Annotated in this window: 13 protein-coding genes; 6 read left to right on the top strand and 7 right to left on the bottom strand. The window is 42.4% G+C overall.

What is annotated here, in order from left to right; all coding sequences use genetic code 11:
- Positions 1–141: 141 nt before the first annotated feature.
- Together J3L18_RS11985 and J3L18_RS11980 are read left to right on the top strand one after the other, a co-directional pair.
- Positions 142–1,350, top strand: coding sequence for a glycoside hydrolase family 88 protein (locus J3L18_RS11985; RefSeq protein ID WP_129568702.1), 1,209 nt, complete (start codon positions 142–144; stop codon positions 1,348–1,350).
- Between the two features lie 15 nt (positions 1,351–1,365).
- Positions 1,366–1,947: a TMEM175 family protein gene (locus J3L18_RS11980; RefSeq protein ID WP_112655073.1), complete on the top strand. Its 582-nt coding sequence runs from the start codon at positions 1,366–1,368 to the stop codon at positions 1,945–1,947.
- Positions 1,948–2,049: 102 nt separating this feature from the next.
- Here the strand turns inward: J3L18_RS11980 and J3L18_RS11975 are convergent, their stop codons facing one another.
- The 5 genes from J3L18_RS11975 to J3L18_RS11955 all read right to left on the bottom strand — a co-directional run bounded on the left by J3L18_RS11975 (position 2,050) and on the right by J3L18_RS11955 (position 13,780).
- Entirely contained in the window at positions 2,050–3,387 is a 1,338-nt protein-coding gene (locus J3L18_RS11975; protein WP_208102452.1) for a vanadium-dependent haloperoxidase, read from the bottom strand.
- 104 nt (positions 3,388–3,491) lie between these two features.
- Positions 3,492–6,719, bottom strand: coding sequence for a VCBS repeat-containing protein (locus tag J3L18_RS11970; protein WP_129568833.1), 3,228 nt, complete (start codon positions 6,717–6,719; stop codon positions 3,492–3,494).
- Positions 6,720–6,967: 248 nt separating this feature from the next.
- The gene (locus J3L18_RS11965) at positions 6,968–8,584 is read right to left on the bottom strand and encodes a SusD/RagB family nutrient-binding outer membrane lipoprotein (RefSeq protein WP_091167840.1); all 1,617 of its coding nucleotides are present in this window, start codon (positions 8,582–8,584) and stop codon (positions 6,968–6,970) included.
- Positions 8,585–8,589: 5 nt separating this feature from the next.
- Positions 8,590–11,757, bottom strand: a complete 3,168-nt coding sequence (locus tag J3L18_RS11960; protein ID WP_208102453.1) for a SusC/RagA family TonB-linked outer membrane protein — start codon at positions 11,755–11,757, stop codon at positions 8,590–8,592.
- Positions 11,758–12,121: 364 nt separating this feature from the next.
- Positions 12,122–13,780 carry a L,D-transpeptidase family protein gene (locus tag J3L18_RS11955; protein WP_129568701.1) on the bottom strand — a complete coding sequence of 553 codons (1,659 nt, stop codon included), beginning with the start codon at positions 13,778–13,780 and terminating at the stop codon, positions 12,122–12,124.
- A 515-nt stretch (positions 13,781–14,295) separates the two neighbouring features.
- Here J3L18_RS11955 and J3L18_RS11950 point away from each other — a divergent pair.
- Positions 14,296–14,943 carry a redoxin domain-containing protein gene (locus J3L18_RS11950; RefSeq protein ID WP_129568700.1) on the top strand — a complete coding sequence of 216 codons (648 nt, stop codon included), beginning with the start codon at positions 14,296–14,298 and terminating at the stop codon, positions 14,941–14,943.
- A 105-nt stretch (positions 14,944–15,048) separates the two neighbouring features.
- On the opposite strand, the gene J3L18_RS11945 is transcribed toward J3L18_RS11950, so the two are convergent.
- A complete protein-coding gene (locus tag J3L18_RS11945) occupies positions 15,049–15,981 on the bottom strand; it encodes an AraC family transcriptional regulator (protein WP_129568699.1) in 933 nt (310 codons plus the stop codon).
- A 154-nt stretch (positions 15,982–16,135) separates the two neighbouring features.
- On the opposite strand from J3L18_RS11945, the gene J3L18_RS11940 reads away from it, so the two are divergent.
- Complete coding sequence (locus J3L18_RS11940) at positions 16,136–17,638, top strand: aldehyde dehydrogenase family protein (RefSeq protein WP_129568698.1); 1,503 nt, start codon at positions 16,136–16,138, stop codon at positions 17,636–17,638.
- A 114-nt stretch (positions 17,639–17,752) separates the two neighbouring features.
- Positions 17,753–18,124, top strand: coding sequence for a DUF779 domain-containing protein (locus J3L18_RS11935; protein ID WP_090524975.1), 372 nt, complete (start codon positions 17,753–17,755; stop codon positions 18,122–18,124).
- Between the two features lie 14 nt (positions 18,125–18,138).
- Here J3L18_RS11935 and J3L18_RS11930 read toward each other — a convergent pair whose 3' ends face one another.
- Positions 18,139–19,371 carry an alpha/beta hydrolase-fold protein gene (locus J3L18_RS11930; protein ID WP_129568697.1) on the bottom strand — a complete coding sequence of 411 codons (1,233 nt, stop codon included), beginning with the start codon at positions 19,369–19,371 and terminating at the stop codon, positions 18,139–18,141.
- A gap of 180 nt (positions 19,372–19,551) precedes the next feature.
- Between J3L18_RS11930 and J3L18_RS11925 the strand changes: the two genes are divergently transcribed.
- Positions 19,552–20,244, top strand: a complete 693-nt coding sequence (locus J3L18_RS11925; RefSeq protein ID WP_129568696.1) for a hypothetical protein — start codon at positions 19,552–19,554, stop codon at positions 20,242–20,244.
- Positions 20,245–20,324 lie beyond the last annotated feature (80 nt).

Genomic DNA, 20,324 nt, shown 5'->3' with positions numbered 1-20,324 from the left:
AAAATCACCCTAACTACATCGATGTAGTAGAAATATATAGTCAAATGGCTGTCCGGTGCTTGTTTTTATTGAACCAAAATCTGCACTTTTATAACTTGAAATGTGCCCTGCATAAGCACTTTAACCAGTTACTTATAGTCTATGAAATTTAAACTCCTGTACAAATCAGCAATTACTGCATGTTTATTAGCGCTAAGCCTCAATTCTTTTTCGCAAAATAGCTTTAAACCTCAAAAGGATGTATTGGCAACCATCAAAAAAAACTTTGCTGATGCGGGCATACAATATAAGTACATGGCCAAACAATTTGGACCGGAGCAGTTCCCTAAAACGTACCACCCTACTACCGATAAGTTTGAAACAAGCAATAGCAGCTGGTGGTGCAGTGGTTTTTATTCAGGTACATTACTAAATCTATATCAGCAAACTAAAGATGCTGAGCTGCTTAACCAGGCTAATGAAAACTTGAAAGGCCTCGAAAAAGAACAATATAATAAAGGGACGCATGACCTTGGTTTCATGATGTACTGCAGCTTCGGTACAGCAAACCATCTTGAGCCGAAACCTGAGTATAAAGAAATTCTGATTAATAGTGCCAAATCACTTTCAACAAGGTTTAACCCAACGGTTGGCTGTATCCGTTCATGGAATTCAAAGGCTAATGATTTTCTGGTGATCATTGACAATATGATGAACCTGGAACTGTTGTTTTACGCTACCAAGGCAACCGGCGACTCGAGTTTTTATAAAATAGCGGTTACCCATGCCAATACCACTATGAAAAACCACTTCCGCCAGGATTTTAGTTCGTACCACGTAATTAATTACGATGAACAAACAGGAGCGGTAAAGGAAAAGAAAACCGCGCAAGGCTTTGCTAACGAGTCGGCATGGGCAAGGGGACAATCCTGGGGGCTATACGGCTATACAGTTATGTACCGCGAAACTAAAGACAAAAAATACCTTGAGCAGGCAAAAAATATAGCGCATTTTATATTGACCAATCCAAACTTGCCCGCCGATAAAATACCTTACTGGGATTATAACGCACCAAACATCCCTAACGCGCTTCGCGATGCATCTGCGGCATCAGTTATGGCTTCTGCCTTGTTAGAGCTTTGCCGTTACGTTGATAAAAAGGATGGTCAGAAGTATTTTAATACAGCTCAAACTATTATCAAAAACTTATCTGCACCGGCATATAAAGCTGATTTGAACACCAACGGAGGTTTTATTTTGAAACACAGCGTGGGGCATTTCCCGGCAGGTACCGAAGTTGACGTACCTTTAACTTATGCCGATTACTACTTTGTTGAGGCTATGCAGCGTTATAAGGCTTTTGCCAAATAATGCTATATTTAGCCCATGGCGTTAGGTAAAGGCAGGTTAGAAGCATTTAGTGATGGCGTAATAGCCATCATTATTACCATTATGGTGTTGGAAATGAAGGTTCCGCATGGCGAAACCCTGGAAGCTTTGAAGCCACTTATCCCGGTTTTTTTAAGCTATCTGCTCAGTTTTGTATATGTAGGTATTTACTGGAACAATCATCACCATACCTTGCAAGCGGTACGCTCTGTAAATGGTAAAATATTGTGGGCCAACCTACACCTGTTATTCTGGCTATCGTTGATACCTTTTGTAACCGGCTGGATGGGAGAGACCCACCTCACCCAATGGCCGGTTTTCTTTTATGGTGTGGTGCTCATCATGAATGGTATTGCCTACCGTATTTTGGCCTTCTGCCTTATAAAACATCATGGTGAAAACTCGCTGATAGCACAAGCTTTCGGTAGTGATTTTAAAGGCAAAATTTCTGTGGTGCTATACGCGGTTGCTATTTTATGTACATGGTTAAATCCTGTTATCAGCGTGGTAATTTATGTAGTGGTAGCCGGGACCTGGTTCATACCCGATAAACGTTTTGAACGACTCCTCGAATCTTAACGGTTTCCTGAATTAAGATCGGGATCCCGGTATGATAAAAAGTACAGTAACCTTGCTTACTTGGTGCGCATAGTTAAAAAGCAGTTCACTTTTAACTAAGCTTTATTTACCCAAATAGTTTATTCCGGCCGCTTTTAATTTTTTAATAACCGCTGCTGCCACATCGCGCCCCTCCTGATTTCCGTTAACAATGGCATCATTAAAATGAATACCGCCATAAAAACGGGACAAAGAAGCCTCTTCAGCAGCCTGCTTAAACGATTTGAAATCGCGGGGGCCAACACCATAGGGGATTTCCGAATCATCTGTGTAAGCAAAATTATCACCCAACAGATAACTTAATACTCCAGCCGACGAATTTGACAATACGGCATGTCCGCTTGGATATTCCGGGAATGGCGGGGTTTGCAACATGGGCACCCATTTAATATCAATGTATTTGTTAATATAGGTTTCGGGACGGATGCCGTTACTGCGATATTTTTCGTCCCAGCAACTGATAAATGCATCCATTTCGGTCATGGCTACCAGCGTTGCTACTTGTATCGATTTATCAAAACTAAGCCCGGCTTTTTTTACGGCAATACCGACAATGTTCATCCAGTGCCCACCCGGACTGATTTTTTTAAAACCGATCATCATGTGTCCCGATGTGGTGACAGCAAAAGGGTTGCAATCCCAAAAGTTGGCAATCATGATTTGTTCAGTCGATAGATTTTTGGATACCTTGTAAACTGCATATGCTTCCTTGTAAAAGTCGCTTGTGCTGTCAGTGCTGAATACGGCGGGCCTTATAGGCACAAACTGGTTAGAGGAGTCGATAAACATAGGCCGAATGGTTTTCCAGTTGGGTTCAACGGCCTCCATATACATCGGCGGGGTTGGGAACCAGTTTTTACCACCTTTTATAGGCGAATACCGAAGCCGACCGCTCAGTTTGTTGTAATTATCTGATTTGGAATAATTAATAACCTTGCCAGTCATTTCGGTGGCAGCTGCTATTGATTGTTTGATCACATCTTCGGTTACGCCGTTCTCTTTAAGAAGGGCTACATATTTAGCCTCATCATCCTGCAGCATAAAACCCGATGGGAGCATCTGCTTTCCTGTTTCCAGTATACAATACATAGCGGCTATGCGATAATCGTACTTATCGGCCGGGATGCTGATCTGGTTATCCAGTGTGTAGCTTTTGATGAAATCACCAGTTGGTATTATTTGTTTATTGTTGAGGCTAACCAAATTATAAGCTCCCAGGGTTACATAGGCATAATAGCGGGAAGCAGCTGGTGGGTTTACAACATCATGGATCATAACCGCCGAAATAGCGTTTACAGCCTGATCGATATGCAGGTACGGAAGAATGTTTTTTTTATTCTTTTGCGCATAAGCTGTTGTGCTTATCAGCGCTAAAAACAATATTGATATTTGTTTGATCATCTATTTTAATTTTTGTTTCGAGTTTCAAGCATTAAGGCAGAAGCTAATAGTTCTCTAACACACTAAAGCTCCCGATTCCATACTTTAGACTTGTTACTTAAAACTCAGTACTTATAAAACTGCAAAGCCTGGCCCGATGCACCTATCATTACATAATTTGCGCCGTTTATTTTTATTTCTGTGGCCGATTTTACGTCACCGTTTATTGATAGCCCTGCAACCGGTTGGCTTTGGTATGTGAAATTACCCTTACCGTTGCCGGTGAGCAGGCAACCATAATTTGCGTCAAAGCTTCCCAATTTCAGGCGGTTATCTGAATGATTACCCAGCAGCAGGAGGTCTGTTTTACCGTCATGATTAAAATCGCCGGTGAGGATCTCTGATACCGACGAATATTGGGCCTGCAACGGCAGCTCAGCTTTTACAAACTTTCCACCACGGTTCATGAACAGGCATGTTGCAACCTCATTAGCTGTAAGCTTAGTAGCTTTAGCAAGCTCTTCGGGCGTGAAAATATCTTTCATGGTCGCATCGCAATAAGCTTTGTATGAAGCGAACCTTTTACGCATCGGGTAAATCTGGTCGTTCAATTCGTCGCGGCTTACAAAAGGGTAGCTTACGCCCTGTATATAAAAGTTAAAAAACGGATCGATTGAGCCGTTGCCGTCAAAATCGGCAAAATACATTTCGGCAGGCTCTGTTTGGCTGGCATGGATCTGTGTGTTTTCGCCAAGGTTGCCAGCAATAATATCAGGCTTGCCATCGCTATCCACATCGGTAATGGTTAGCGTGTTCCAGAAACCGCTAACGGGATGGTCAAAGTATTTGACTGTTTCATCAACAAAACCAGCTTTGGTGTTGGTAAATACCATGATGGACATAAATTCGCCGCATACTACCAGGTCTTTACGGCCATCGCCATTCAAGTCGGCCCATTGCGCATCTTTGATCATACCTATGCCTGTAAATGGTGCATCGGTAATTTCAAAATGACCACCGCCCGTATTGGTAAGCAGGTAGCTTTTTGGTGCAGATGGATAAGAACCCGGTGTAACGTTTGATCCGACAAACAGGTCAATTTTTCCGTCGTTGTTATAATCACAAGGGCGCACACATGATTTACTGCTGGCTGTTAATATCGGGAGGGAGGTGCTTGAAAAGCTGAAATTGCCTTTACCATCGTTTAGATAAAGCTTGTCCTGCAGCTCATTAGCGACGGGTTCTAATAGTGAATAGCCGCCTTTGGCTATGTACAGATCGGGAAAACCATCGCCATTGGCGTCAAAAAACGCCGCTGCTGATGTGTTTTCTTTGTTAACGTCCGATATCTCCTGAACGGCATAATTGCCGCCTGCTTTTTGAATAAATATTTTGCTCGGTGTATTCTGATCACCGGCAATAAATAGGTCCTCAAGACCATCTTTGTTTACATCAGCTTTGGCTATTACCGGTCCTGTTTTTGAGCTCATGAACAGCATCAAAGGCTGGCGTTTAAAATCGTTGATGCTATTTTCGGTATGAGTATAATCAATAGTCGGTTTAGCTAAACTAAAAACAGATTTGGTAATGGCTTTTTCATTGGTTTTAAATATAGGATTGCCTGTTTTATAGGTAATGTTTAAGCGTTGATTTGCTTTAACGTTGCTAAGCAATTGCGATGTTTGATCGGGCCAGATGATCCGTACTGAATCTGCCTGCTGCTGATTGCCTAATCCAAAATTTAAAACTGTGGATACGCACGAAAGATATCCCCTGTTAGGGTTAACCTCCTGGTACTGTACTTGCTTACCGCTATATACAAATACTTTTGAACCTATGGCGTTTGTATTTCCTTCCGGTTGTTTAAGGTTTACAGCCAGGTAGTTCTTTTTGCCGGTTTCCATGGTCATGTTTTGTAATATGGAAGCCTCGCTGTTGATATTATTGGTAACCAGGTCAAGATCGCCGTCGTTATCAAGGTCGGCATAAACAGAGCCGCTGGAAATGCCACCTTTATTGATCCCCCAATCTTGTTTTTTATCGGTGAAGGTAAGGTTATGATTATTTTGGAAAATATAGTTTGACAGGGTAGTAGAGGGCATAGCTTTAACCAGGTCCATGAGCAGGAATGGTTCGCGGTTCATAGCTTTTTTTAGCTTATAATCGCCCCAGTACCGTAAAAAATCCTTGTTGGTGTAATCGCGGAAGTAACCGTTGGAGATGAAGATATCCTTGTAGCCGTCGTTGTCAAAGTCGGCAATTAGCGGGCACCAGCTCCAGTCTGTATTGGAAACACCTGCCAGCTGACCGATTTCGCTGAAAGTACCATCGCCATTATTAACCTGCAGCATGTTGCGCATATATTGTTTGTACAGGTTCTGGTTCAGCATCAGCTCAAACGATTCGTAGTTTTCTTGTAGTTGTAACAGCTTTTGACGTCGGTTATCAGGCGGCAGCATGTCAAGTGTCATCATATCAGGAAGGCCGTCATTATTGATATCAGCTATATCAACCCCCATTGAAAATTGCGACAAATGTTTGAAGCACTTTTTACTATCCTCGGTAAAAGTGCCGTTTCCGTTGTTTATGTAAAGGTAGTCGGGTTCGTTGTAATCGTTGGTTACATAAATATCCTGTAATCCATCTTTGTTCATATCAGCAATGGCAACGCCAAGGCCAAAGGTGAGGGGATTTTGAATGATGCCCGCTTTTTTGGATACATCAACAAAATGACCATCCTTGTTTTCAAAAAGTTTATTGCTGGCCAGTTCGTCGGTTTCGGCTTTGGCTTGCGCAAATTCAAGGTTGCTGATTTTTTTAACGTTATGGTTAAGCAGGAACATATCCAGCTTGCCATCATTATTATAGTCAAAAAATACAGCCTGGGTACTATAGCCCGGATCATCAAGGCCGTATTGTTTGGCCATTTCAACAAATTTGCTGTTGCCTTTGTTGATGAAAAGCTGGTTGCGGCGTTTGGCATTATCACCAAGGCCGGAGTAACATACATAAATATCTAGAAGGCCGTCGCCGTTAACATCGGCCATGGTAACGCCGGTTTTCCAGTCGCCGGGCCTGCCCGCGAGGCCGCTGCCGGCTTGCTGGGTAATATCTTTAAATTTCAGGTTCCCTAAGTTGAGGTACAGTTTATTTTGACCAAGGTTGCTGGTAAAAAATAGGTCTTCGAGACCGTCATTGTTGATATCGCCAACGGCAACACCACCGCCATTGTACAGGTACTCATAGGAGAGCACATTGAGCTTTTCGTCCTCAATCAGGTCATTGCGGAATTTAACACTGGTTTCGTCGGGGGTAAGCAGCTTAAAAAGCGGCTGCTGCGCATTACCGCGCATACTTTGTAATGTAAACAACGCAACAGTACAAAATGTAAAAGTGTTTAACCTTTTAAGTTTAAAATTAACGAGGGGAGAAGAACAACACATTATCAACAGATTTTATTTTTTCCGGGTCGCAGGGAGATTTAAATTTACTTATTTGTATTGATAATTGCCACCGGATTATTAATCCTTTTTGTTGTAAAAACCAAAAAACAAGGCTATGAAGCCATAGCCTTGTTTTTAAAATGAATTATATAGGGGTATTATTTATCCCACCATACACGTGATGAAAATTTATCACCACCAGATAATGATTGAACTCCGCTTGCTAAACCTTTAGGGTTTGTTGATGACAAGTTAATTGGGTAAATAACGCGACGCGGAATTTGAGTATCAAACTGAGCTGAGTAAACAACAGGTGTTAATACAGGGAAACCTGATCTTCTCCAGTTTGTCCAGTTTTCGTTAAACATGAACAAGGTTGAAGTTTCAACCCAGTACTCCATGTTAATTTGCTGGAGCGCGGTAGCACTAACCAATGGGTGTGTAGCAACATAAGCTGTGATGGCGGCAGCATCTACCGTAGCGGCCGAATTGATTTGCGCGACCGATTTCATGTTAGCAGCAAGAGCATTAGCATAATGCGTAGCAGCGTTACCTGTATTCCAGTTCCTGGTCGAAGCTTCGGCAAGTAACAACTCGGTTTCGCCATAAGTTAACAGCATGTTGATGGTGCTTTTATCAACAGGGTTAATGCTTCCGGATGAGGTGTAATAAACTTGGAGCCTTGGTCTTGAATATTTGCCAAGTGGCGCCGGAGCATCTGTAGCGCTTACAGCCGGAGTTGCGCCTGGGTAACCCGGTGCTTTTGATATATCAGTGGCTCCGCCGTTAAGATCATAGCCATTCGGCATACCTAACTGTTTACTGTAGGTATTATCACCAGCAAGCGATTCGTTTTCGTTAGCTGCTTTACCGTTACCCGTAGTGATTTCAGCAATTGCGCTAACTCGCGGATCGGTAGTTGATTTCATGTAATCGATCAAAGTTTTTGACCAGCGTACTTCACGGAAATCATCAGTAGTTAATAAAGCGTTAACGATAGAATTGCTGTAACCATTCGCGTTATCTGTTTTTACTTTGGCGTTGTCATCAACGCTGGCCATGGTACCACCGGCATAAGCTTTTTCGGCATATTTTTGCGCGGTAGCGGCATCAACTTTAGTTAAACGCATAGCAACACGCAGCATTAAAGAGTAACCAAACCGTTTCCATTTGGCAATATCGCCACCGTAGATCAGATCAGAAGTCGGTTTATCTTTTGCAGCATCAAGACCGCTTACTGCCGCGTCAAGATCTGCAAGCATAGCGGTATATATATCCTGCTGCTTATCAAACTTAGGGAAAAAGATACCCTGTTTTGCCATGCCTGCTTCTGAGTAAGGAACATCACCATAAGTATCGGTAACGCGTTGCAGGATAAGCACCTTCATAATAGTGCCTATTTTATTCAGATTTGAATACGCTGCATTGCTCGCCGTAAGGTTTTTCATTTCCTGCGCGTAAGTTTCAGCGCCATAGCCCTCACTATACACACGGCCAACATAATCGTTAAATGATCCGCTTTGCGTGTATTTATCGCCGTTACCATAATAGCCGAACGTTGAAGCTAATGATTGCGACCACATACTTTGAAAAAGTAACTGCGAGTAGCCCGTTTGTGAATAATTAAGTTCAGCCTGCGCTAAAAGGAAGTTTGGATTGAACACTTCGGCCGACGTTTTATTAGGGTCGGTATTTATTTTGGTGAAATCTTTGGTACAGCCGGCAAAAAGCGACGCTGCAATACAAAGACCACTATATATAAGTTTCTTTTTCATCTCTGTTATTTTCTAAATTTAAAGTTAACATTAATACCGAATGTGCGGGTTGCCGGTAAGCTGGTACCTTCGATGCCTGCATAGTTGATATTGTTTGAGAAGCCTGATTCAGGATCGATATTGTCTGAATGTTTCAGGATGGTCCAAAGGTTACGACCTACTGCTGATACGGTAATACCGTTAAATGGTGAACCTTTCAATATGCCGCTTGTAAAGGTATAACCCAATGTTACCTGGCGTAGTTTAATAAAGTCGCCGCTTAACACGTTAAGAGCCGATACTTTATATAAACCATTTTGGTAGTAATCCTGCGCTTCAACATTTTTGGTGTTTGGCGTACCTGCTTCAGTAACACCTTTGCCTACTACACCTCCTTCACGGCCATCAAGTGTGATTTTGTTTAAACCACGGTAGATGCTGTAAGCGTTTGTTGCCGAAAGAATTTTATTACCAAAACGGTAGTCAACCAAAAACGAAAGATTAATATGTTTGTAGCTGAAATCGTTGTTTAAACCGCCGTAAATTTTAGGCACTGTTGTACCCATTGCTTTACGATCGGTGTACTCAGGATAACCGCTTGAATCGAAAATAATATTACCGCTTGCGTCGCGTTTGTAATCGTTAGCCATAATTTGCGGTCCAGGTAAACCAACTACGTAAGCAAGGTTAGCATTTAACGGACGATAGGTGCCTAAATTTTGCGTAGTGCCGAATTCATCGGTTTTTAGCACCTTGTTTTTAACATAAGTAAAGTTAAACGATGGAGTCCAGGAGAATGATGAAGTTTGGATTGGTGTACCTTTAACCTCTAACTCCACGCCGCGATTTTGGAATGACTGAGAACCGATTAAACGGGTGGTATAACCTGATGCTATGTCAAGTCCGCTACGCAGGATCTCGTTTTTAGTTTTACGGGCAAAATAGTCAAAATCAAAATTTAAGCGACCGTTAAACATTTTTAACTCGGTGCCGATCTCAATTTCCGAAAGGGTATATGGTTTTAAACCTGTGTTATAAAGATCAGATGAGTAATTACCGATAGTTATACCATTAATATTGTTACCCAGGCTGTAATAAGCCGAAGTGCCATAAGCGTCTTTTAGCTCACCACTTGTTTTAGCGTATGATAACCTGATTTTACCTAAATCAATATTCGGTATATGTGTCAACTCGGAGAAAATGAAGGCGCCCGATACCGATGGAGTGAATATACCTCGGTTACCGGCATTAAGCGTTGAGTATGCATCATAACGGCCGCTGGTACCAATGGTCAGGAAGTTTTTAATCGCAAAATCAGCGTTGTAGTAAGCCGAATGCACTTCTGATTTGCTGAAGCCATAACTTGAGTTTTTGCTGCCTACGTTGTTGATGCTATAGAAAAACGGCAGCGTGAACGGACCGCCGCTAAGGCTGGTATATTCGTATTGGTTTTTACGGGTTGCAGCACCTGCGGTTACGTCGAAACTTAACAGGTCTTTAACAATGTCGTGTTTAACACCAATTAAACCGTCGATGTTTAATTCGGATGTTTGCGTGGTTGATTGCTCGTCCAGGCCGCCCATTAAGCCCGAGTAGTACGCGGTACCGGTAGGGGTTACTTTAAAGCGGCTATCGTTAATGTTGTCATAACCTAAACGGGCCTGCGCGTAAATCCAGCTGGTGAAGTTGTAGCGGGCGGTTAATGCTGTAATTAACCTTTTACGGCCGGTGTTATTGATAAACTTGTTGGCTGCAAAGTAAGGGTTGGTTACATATGGGTCGTCTGTCCAAACCTGCTCATAACCATTAGCACCGTAGCCAGGGTTTAGGATAGATTGGTTTAAGTTAGGGGCGATAAACCAGATGTTGTTCGGGTTACCCGGACCGTCAGAAAGGCTTGGACGGTTTGTAGAGTTTTCAACCAGGTAGTTGGCCACGATACCGATGTTCAGTTTGTCGGTTACGTTTTGGTTGGCGTTTAAGTTGAAAGTTTTCCTGTCGAGTTTGCTGTTAGGTACTATCGAACCTGCATTCATATCCGAAACTGATAACCTGAAAGCTCCTGTTTCATTACCGCCGTCAAACGCTACTGTATTAGTATAAGTATTGCCTGTGCGGTAGAAGTTTTGCAGATTATTGTTTACCGCGGAATATGGGTACATTTTGCCGTCAAACTGTATGGTTTGTGAACCATCAAGTTTTGAACCCCATGCTAAACGAGTTGACGCTTGTGCGTCGGATGCATTTTGAGGCTTTACACCACGCTGACCCTGACCATATGTGGTTTGGAAATCGGTAGTGTTGTTAACCTTGTCGGCTTGGTAGTTGGTATTGAATTCAACACCAAAACCCGAATTTTTTTTGCCGCCTTTGGTGGTGATCAAAATTACACCATTTGTAGCACGGGTACCGTAAAGAGCGGATGCTGACTGGCCTTTTAATACCGTAATGGTTTCAACATCATCAGGGTTGATGTTGCTGATACCGTCGCCATAATCAGCGCCACCCCATTCGCCGGATGAACCGCGCTGGGTGTTGTCCATCGGTACACCGTTGATTACGAATAACGGGCCGCCAGCTGTACCGCTCGTTACACCGCGTAATAAGATACGGGCTGAAGAACCCGGACCGCCACTTACACCGCTGATGCTCAGACCTGCCACGCGGCCTTCTAATGAGTAGGCTACGTTGCTTTCTTTCGCTTTATCAAGTAGGTCGCCTTTTACAGTTGTAATTGCGTAGCCTAATTTTTTCTCTTCTTTTTTAATACCTAAGGCAGTTACCACAACTTCGTTCAAATTGTTGTTTGAGGTTAAAGTAATGGTAATAGTTGATTTACCTCCCACCGCAACTTCTTTAGTGCCATAACCGATATAGCTCAAAATCAACACAGTGTTTGGCTGAACATCAAGCGTAAAATTACCGCTGGCATCGGTTTGTGTACCTGTAGTGGTACCTTTGATCCTGATGCTTACGCCTACGAGTGGTTCGCCTTTTTCGTCAACAACCTTACCGGTAAGTTTAGCGAAGTTTAAGTTAAAATTATAGTTTGATTTGGCATTTGCTTTTGGCGCTTCAGCAGCCGAAGCCTGCATATTCAAGAGCACCATACCTGCAAGGGCAAATTTACACAGGTTGAGGGATTTTGATACCCATGGCCTCTGTACACCCACCGGGTGTTTGAAAAATTTCATATTTTATTGAATTTAAAGGGAGTTAATAGCGAAGCGCCCTGGAAGCACAACGCAGTTATAAACATTCAAAAATCTTTTTCGAGGCAGTAATTCCCTCCGGGTAATTATTGCCTGTAGTGGGGAGAGTAAGCTTTTTTTACATAGGCATCAGTTTTCCTGGGTTTATTAATAATGTCATATAGTTTGGTTAATGATCACTGTGCTAAAGGAAAACTATCCTTTGTAGGGATGCACTTTAGTGATTTAAAGTGAGGACAATTAAATTTTAGCGATTGCCTACAAACCCATGAAAAATATTTTGCAATTATTAATTACCGGTATTTTAAACTGCTGTATGAAGAAAAAGAGATTGGTAAGAAGTGGATTAGTATTGCCCGCTGCCTGACATGATCATAGATGCAAGCTGTTCATCGCGGTCATAAATATCTTTGCGGAAATTGAGCCGGTTATTCCTGTCGGTAAAGGCGGTAAAATAGGCTATAAATACAGGCATCTTTTGTTTGAGTGTAACCTGCTGTTGTTTACCGAGATGCATGGCTTTATTAATGCGGGAGGTTGTCCAGGTGCTGTCGTATTTTAAAAGAAATGAAGCCAGTTTTACCGGTTCGCCAACGCGGATACAGCCGTGGCTAAACGCCCGGGACGATTCGCCAAACAACGACCTTGAAGGCGTATCGTGCAAATAGATACTGTAACTATTAGGGAACAGGAATTTTACCAGCCCCAAAGAGTTTGCCGGTCCAGGTTTTTGCTGAATTACCGGAAGCCCGTTTTCCCGGCCGGTAATGACCATGTTATGCTCGTTAAGATAATTGGGATTGCTGCGCATAGCCGGCAACACTTCATTGCGCACAATACTTTCGGGCAGGTTCCAGTAAGGACTGAATACCACGTACTGCATTTCGCCGTAAAATATTACTGTTTGATGTACTTTTTCCCCCACCACCACATTGCAGCTCCATAATAAGCTATCGGCATGGTAAACATGCAGTTTAAATTCGGGGATATTCACAGCGAGGTAGTCGGTAGTTAAACTTACAGGCAGCCAGCGGCAGCGCTCCATGTTTACAATGATCTGTTTGATCCGTGATTTGAGCGGTACATTCATTTCGGCCATAGTTCCGGGACCGGGCAAGCCATCGGCGCTAAGGCCGTGCCTGAGCTGGAATTGGGTTATGGCTGCTTTGAACTCGTCATCAAACTTATTGTTGAGCGTATCGCCTTTAAAATCTTCCAGTTTATATAGGCGGGCTTTTATGTTGGCAACTACAGCCGACGAATCGCCGGGTTTGAGTTTTTTGCTGATAATAATTGGCTCCCAGTTCTCATGGGCATCAAGCTGGCGGTATTTGGCCAGGAAACTTTTTAGCAAGTCGTACTGGCGGTATACCGGCTCGCTTATGGCAGGGGGGGGGGTCGAAGTTTTTTTTAAGAGTGTATCCAGGTAATCATCATATGCTATCTTTTTACGCGGCAGGAACCAGTTTACCGAACGGCTGACCGAATCGCTCATACCCCGGAAAGCCAGTTTTGAAAACGCGAAATACTGGGCAGTGAGCATTAACTCGGTGCCAATATCAGGCTTTTTGACCCTTGTTTTTGAATGATTATCAAATATCAGTGAGTCTAAATCTTTTTGATAGGGGATACCTTTATATATGCCTTCGTTTTGCAGGTTCATCAGCCTGTCGTTCAGGTTACCGGCCTGTTCAATTAAAGTGCCTTTTTCGTACCATGCATAGGCGAATTTACGCTTACGGTAAAAACTCCGCAGATCCTGCTCATAGGGAGCCAAAGCGGGATGGCTTTGAAGAAATGTGACGATACGGGTACTGTCAAATACAACCTCGGTTTGATCACTAAAGTTGCCAGGAATGGTTTTTGTCCACTCTTTAACCATTTTCTTTTTTTGGGAATCAGCTATATAATTGTAATGTTTTTTGCTGTTGTTTTTGCAGTTGGAGAGGACTAAAACACTTAAAACAAGTACGATAATATATTGCGGTTTCAACCTGTTCTGCATAGTTAATTTATTAGTTATACGGAACGCAAATTACAACGTTTTGTTTTTAGAAAGGCAAGAGCATTGAATGTTAGCCGATATAAAATACCAGTAGGTGACAAGGAATTTTGACGTTAAAAAGAATAGAGAACTATTTTAAATAAATTATACTAAGTTTATAGATATTATAGTATATTTGTTATGTAGCATTCAAAAACAGATGACGGGCAACAGTTTAATCAGCAGTAATAAATACACATCAGCTCAAAACCGGGGCGAAATGTACATGCCCATATGTTGCTGTTGTTGAAATTCTCTCCATCTCAGATAAGCTGTTACGCACCTTTAAATTTACTGACCTCAATTAATATATTTTTATGAACACATCCAACAATAAACAATTAAGCAGCACCATCCCGCCGGGCTTGCTCATGCGTTACCGGGTAATTTATGGATTATGCCGTTGTTGTTGAACAATAAAGCTCAACTACAATTACCTTAAAACATTATCCATAACATCATAAATCTATTTTAAAATGCAAACCACAAATAATAATAATAAATATCCTTTTTTCGATCTGCTTGAAGTTGTTGCCGAACCCGATCTTAAGTTTCGTAAACTGAAATCATTACATCCTGTAAAAGCGGGCAATTTGGTCCCTGAATTTAAGTTAAGTAACGATTATAGCCGCTGGCAGCAATTTTACAATGGCGCCGAAACACATGGCCCTATTTCGCAAAGGAATTTATTAAATAAGCCGCTGGTTATTTCTTTTTATTCGCGCCATTGGGGGCAGCACGGGCTGGCGCAACTTAAACAACTGAATAATTTGCAGCATGAGGTTAAGGCAAGCGGCGGCAACCTGCTTATCATTAGTGACGAACGTACCGAAGATCTTGAAAAATGGGCGTGGGAACAAAGCCTCACCCTTAATTTTTATCACGATGCCGATAAAGAAATTGCACAGCAATTTAGGGTGTATTCTGAGGATTACCCGGTGTGGGACAGGTTTTCGGGCATTGACGAAAACGCGCCGTTATTGGCCACCTATATTATTGAACCATCAAAACAGGTTATCTACAGCCATATCGACTGGGATTTCCTGGGTACTTTTTCTGCCGAAGACATCATCAGCACTGTTTATGAATCAGCATTGATCAGTAATAGCCGCAGATCGGCATAAACACCAGAAGGTTAAGCGCCTTACACAACAGCAATCTTATAAGTGTTTACTAAGTGCACGTATAAGATTGCTTCTTACCTTCCAAATAATATCTTTATTAGTCTGTTAATTCAGGTGCCCACCCCGCAGCCTGGCCTTGTAATAACTTGGCGTAATGCCCTCTATCTTTTTAAATGCGCGGCTAAAGTAGTTAAGGTTATTGAACCCGGCTTTAAAACAAGCTTCAGAGATACTGTTATGCGGATTGTTCATGAGCTGCTTGGCTAATTGCAGGCGCTCTTTAATGATATAGTCAACCGGCGAAATCCCCAACTCGTGCCTGAACGCCCGGAAAAAGCTGGCTTTGCTCATGAAGGCCATTTGGCTCAATGCATCAATATTAAGCTTATCGCTTAAATGCACCCTAATGTATTCCAGTACATAGGCAAATCGGCTGCTGCTTGATAGCTCATGCAGGTTATCGCTGATCTCGTTAATGTTTTGCATCTGCATAATGCGGATTAGCAATTCTTTTAAAGTGAGGTTGGCAAGCACATCCTTGGTCAGGGCATCGCCGGTACTGATGCGGATGAGTTTATTAATGAGCTGGGCCAGCTCATAATTATTAAAAAAGTGGAACTGGTTATAGTTCAGCTGCCAAACCCGCTTATCTTCCCTTGGGTAATTCTCATTTAAGAAATCAAGCGTATTGGTAATTTCCTGGTGGTTAATAGCCAAAGCTGTGCACTGTGATGGCTGGTTGATAGTAGCCTCCGGGAAATCAATTTTCATGGTAATATTTGGCGGCACTATAACGGTTTCGCCGGGGAGGTAATCAAACCCCGGTTTATCAAACAAGTGCATCACCTTTTTGCCGCGCAACATGCTTGTTATTACCAGGTCGCTAAAAGTTAAGGGCACCAGTTCGCTGCGCTCAAAAGTTTCAAAAACGTTGAGTTCGCAATGGTTCATGGTGTAAGCCCTGCGGTTTTCAACCAGGGTATTCAGTTCTTTTCCGTGTGAGAGGCTTAGTGGAGATAACAGGGTTTTGTTATTCATAGCCATTTATAATTTATACCAAATTAGGTATACTTATTATGATTAACAAGTGGGTGCAAAAAATGCGACCATTGTGCTACCTTTTGAGAGCATAATGCAAATGCCTTACAGCGAGGTAGCTCTACATTAGTGTTACCAAAAAACCATAAAAATTATGAGCGCTGTTTCTAAACCATCCTTCAAGGATAAATACGACAATTTTATCGGCGGCAAATTTGTTCCGCCGGTTAAAGGCGAATATTTTGATAACGTTTCGCCTATCGACGGCAAAGTATTCACCAAGGCTGCACGATCAGGAAAGGAAGATGTTGAACTGGCTCTGGATGCCGCTCATGCCGCATTCCCGGCATGGGGCAAAACTTCAGCCGCACACAGGGCATCGCTGTTAAATAAAATAGCCGATGTTATTGAAGCCAACCTGGAGTTTTTGGCCGTTGTAGAATGCATCGATAACGGAAAGGCCATTCGTGAATGTCGCGCTGCCGACTTGCCGCTGGTGATTGATCATTTTCGTTATTTCGCCGGTGTTATCCGTGCGGAAGAAGGCGGGATTTCCGAGCATGATGAATATACCGTAAGTATTTGTTTAAATGAACCATTAGGTGTGGTAGGACAGATCATCCCCTGGAATTTTCCGCTGTTGATGGCTACCTGGAAAATTGCGCCTGCGCTTGCTGCCGGTAATTGTTGCGTGGTGAAGCCAGCCGAGCAAACACCAACATCCATCATGGTATTAATGGAATTGATCCAGGATATTTTGCCGCCTGGTGTTTTGAACATTATCACCGGTTTTGGTCCGGAGGCAGGTAAGCCACTGGCTTCATCGCCAAGGGTTGCCAAAGTTTCCTTTACGGGCGAAACCACAACCGGCCGCTTGATTATGCAGTACGCATCTGAAAACCTCATCCCGGTTACGATGGAGCTGGGCGGAAAATCACCAAATATTTTTTTTGAATCGGTAGCCGATGCCGATGATGAGTTTTTTGACAAAGCTGTTGAAGGCGCAGTATTATTTGCCCTTAACCAGGGCGAGGTTTGCACCTGCCCGTCGAGGATCCTGGTGCATGAAAACATCTACGATAAATTTATGTCGAAGGTGATAGAACGCACTAATGCTATCATTATGGGTAACCCCTTAGATGGCACCACAATGATGGGCGCACAGGCATCTAACGACCAGTACGAAAAAATCCAGTCGTACCTGAAAATTGGTAAAGAAGAGGGAGCAGAGGTACTTTGCGGCGGCGAGGTTAAAAAGCTTGATGGTGAGCTGGAAGGCGGTTATTATATTCAGCCTACGTTGTTTAAGGGTAATAACAAGATGCGCATTTTTCAGGAGGAGATTTTCGGTCCGGTGGCTTGTGTAACTACGTTCAAAACTACTGAAGAAGCTATCGCGATAGCCAATGACACACTGTACGGATTGGGTGCCGGTGTGTGGACCCGCGATGCGCACGAGCTTTACCAGGTGCCCCGCGCAATACTGGCCGGCAGGGTTTGGGTAAATAATTATCACGCATATCCTGCACATGCGCCGTTCGGCGGCTATAAAAAATCAGGTTTTGGTCGCGAAAATCATAAAATGATGCTTGGTCACTACCGTCAAACAAAAAACATGCTGATCTCATATAACAAGAACAAGCTGGGATTTTTTTAATCCCGGCTTTAATCCCCCCGTTCCCCAGACTTGCGAAGTTTCTGAAACTTCGTAAGTCTTTATGTGTTTGAATATTTCTTTACTTATCTGCTTCTTCGCGCGAAATTTGAAGACATGATCAAAAGAGTAACCATAACCCCCGAAGCTTCAAAGCTGATAGCCGAACTCAAATCCCGCTTTGGCGACCTGATGTTCCATCAAAGCGGTGGTTGCTGCGATGGCTCATCGCCTATGTGCTTTGAAAAGGGCGAGTTTAAACTCGGCGGCAGCGACGTGAAAATAGGAGAGGTGGATGACTGTGAATTTTGGATGAGTAGGGACCAGTTTGAATACTGGCAGCATACCCAGCTTCAGCTCGATATTACCAAAGGCCGTGGTTCAAGTTTTTCAATAGAAATACCGACGGGTTTTAGGTTCATGATCCATTCAAGGTTGTTTACTGAAGACGAGTTGAAAGATTTGGAACCGGTGAGTTTTATAGATTAGCCCCTCCAAATCTCTTACTTCTCTGCCTGCACCTTATCCAGCTTATCCATGATCTCTTTGGTATACTTTATTGATAAAGCTTTCTTAAAATACTTTTCGGCATTTGCTTTATCCCCACGGGCTAAAAAGCAATCGCCCATACTGTCATAAACGTTGAAGTTTTTCGGGTAATTATCTATGTTGACCTGGAAGAACATAGCCGCTTTTTCATAATCTTTTTGTTGCAAAAACGCGTAGCCTATGCCATTCATCTCCGGCTCGGGAGGGCGTACGGTGTAACCCATTTCAGCGGACATCATTTTGTAATGGGTATCTATCATTTGTCTTAGCTGCACGGCATTATACTGTTTATCAAAATATTGGTTATAAGGCTGGTTTCGCGGAAAGCGGTTGTTTTTGAAAATAAACCGTAAGGCATCATATTCAGCATTGAACGAAACTGAATTATGATCGTCATCGGGATAATATTTTTTAGCCCATTGCAGATTGTTGGTTTTATTGACAGAAAGATCATCGGCCAGTTTTATGATCGACCGGATATGATGTGATATTTCGGTCGTGTCCTTTTTTACTTGTATAGTATCCATGCCTGCATTCATCGTATTGGCAAAACCGAGGAAAAGCTTTTTACCGCCAAAATTCTTTTGCTTAAGGATAATGGTTGCTTGTTTAAGTAAATTATCGTTGTCATAAAACATGCTCGGATCGATAGCTACATAGGCATTAAAAACATGTGTATGTTTTAATAATAAATTGATCACCGTTAATCCTCCCAACGAATGACCGATCATGGTGCGATAGGGAGCAGTTGGATATGCTTTGTCGATATATGGAATTAGTTCTTTTTCCATAAAGGCGGCAAAGTTTTCCGCTCCGCCTGATGACTTGTACATAGCGCTGCTGGTAGGCGTAAGGTCTCGTGTACGGTGTCCGGATGTATTCAAAATGCCAACTATAATCATTTGCGGCAGCACCGTATTGCCTGCAGTTGCGCTAAGTTCTTTGATCATAGTAACCAGCGACATAAAATGATCATCGGCATCTAAAACGTACAAAACCGGAAATTCCGGTTTTGAAAAGTAGTTGGTATCATATCCTGGCGTATAAACCCAAAGTGGTCGTTTCTCTTTCAGGATGTTGGAATAAATGGTGTCCACCCTGCCCAAAACTATAGGTTGCTGCAGCGGCTGCGCCTTCAACAGGTATGCAATGGTGAGATGAATCAGTATCAGGATAAGCTTTTTCATGTGGCTGTTGATTTATGATTCAATGGTACAGCAACAATATGACCTTCAGAATTAAATGTGACGAATGTTGCCGTTGGCGTGACGGAATAATTTAGAGCTTATTTTCTTTTTAAAAACGGACCGAAAACATGTTTTGGTAAGTTTTTGTTAGTTATTACAATCATTCATAAAATTATCGCCGTGCTCAATACGTATAATACTGCCCGTAAAAAAAACAGCTTAACCAAGTTTGAGGCGTTGATCTTCGGATTAATGATCGTGTTCACTATAGTGGCTATCATACTCTTCTTCATTGATAAAGGATATTTTGAGATGATATACAATCGCTATGGCGGTTTTATAGGATACTTCACGGTATTGTTGTTACTTGTAATTTTTATAGTGTCGGCAGTATATATTGTAAGGCTTTCGCGCTATCGCAGCATCCAGTTTTGTGTGGTTTTAATTTTAACCGGGATAGCAAGCCTGTTTTTCATCACCGAAAAAATGAACAGTTTACCTGACCTTTTTCATCTGTCAACCCATTCGCTTTTTAAATCCAACACCGCAATGTTGGGGGCAAATGCAAATGGAATAATTAAAATTAATGAGACCGGAAAAATTGTGCTCTATTGGATTTTGATAGCCGCAAGTGCTTTTTACTTTTTGATATTGCCGTTTATATATCGGAGTAATTTTAGGGCTAAACGCTTTATTGATAGAATCGGAATTCCTATCCCGCACCGCAACCATGTTATCGCAATAATTATATTAACCATTTTGATAATGCTATTTTCGGCAGTAAATGAGTCGGAAGTTTTACCACTTGATTTTGCTGCAATATTTTTGCTGATCCTGCTTTGCCCGGAAAACATCGGTGTTTTCAGGCGATAGTCATATTTTTTTGCAACACTTTAAATTGTTTTTTTAGGCTCCGTTTAATCCGATCATTTACTGCAACTTTGTAATAAACC

Source organism: Mucilaginibacter gossypii (genome assembly GCF_017569325.2).
In the GTDB taxonomy this organism is placed as follows: domain Bacteria; phylum Bacteroidota; class Bacteroidia; order Sphingobacteriales; family Sphingobacteriaceae; genus Mucilaginibacter; species Mucilaginibacter gossypii.
Note: the sequence above shows the minus strand (reverse complement) of the source record. Positions and strands in the feature narration are given on the sequence as shown.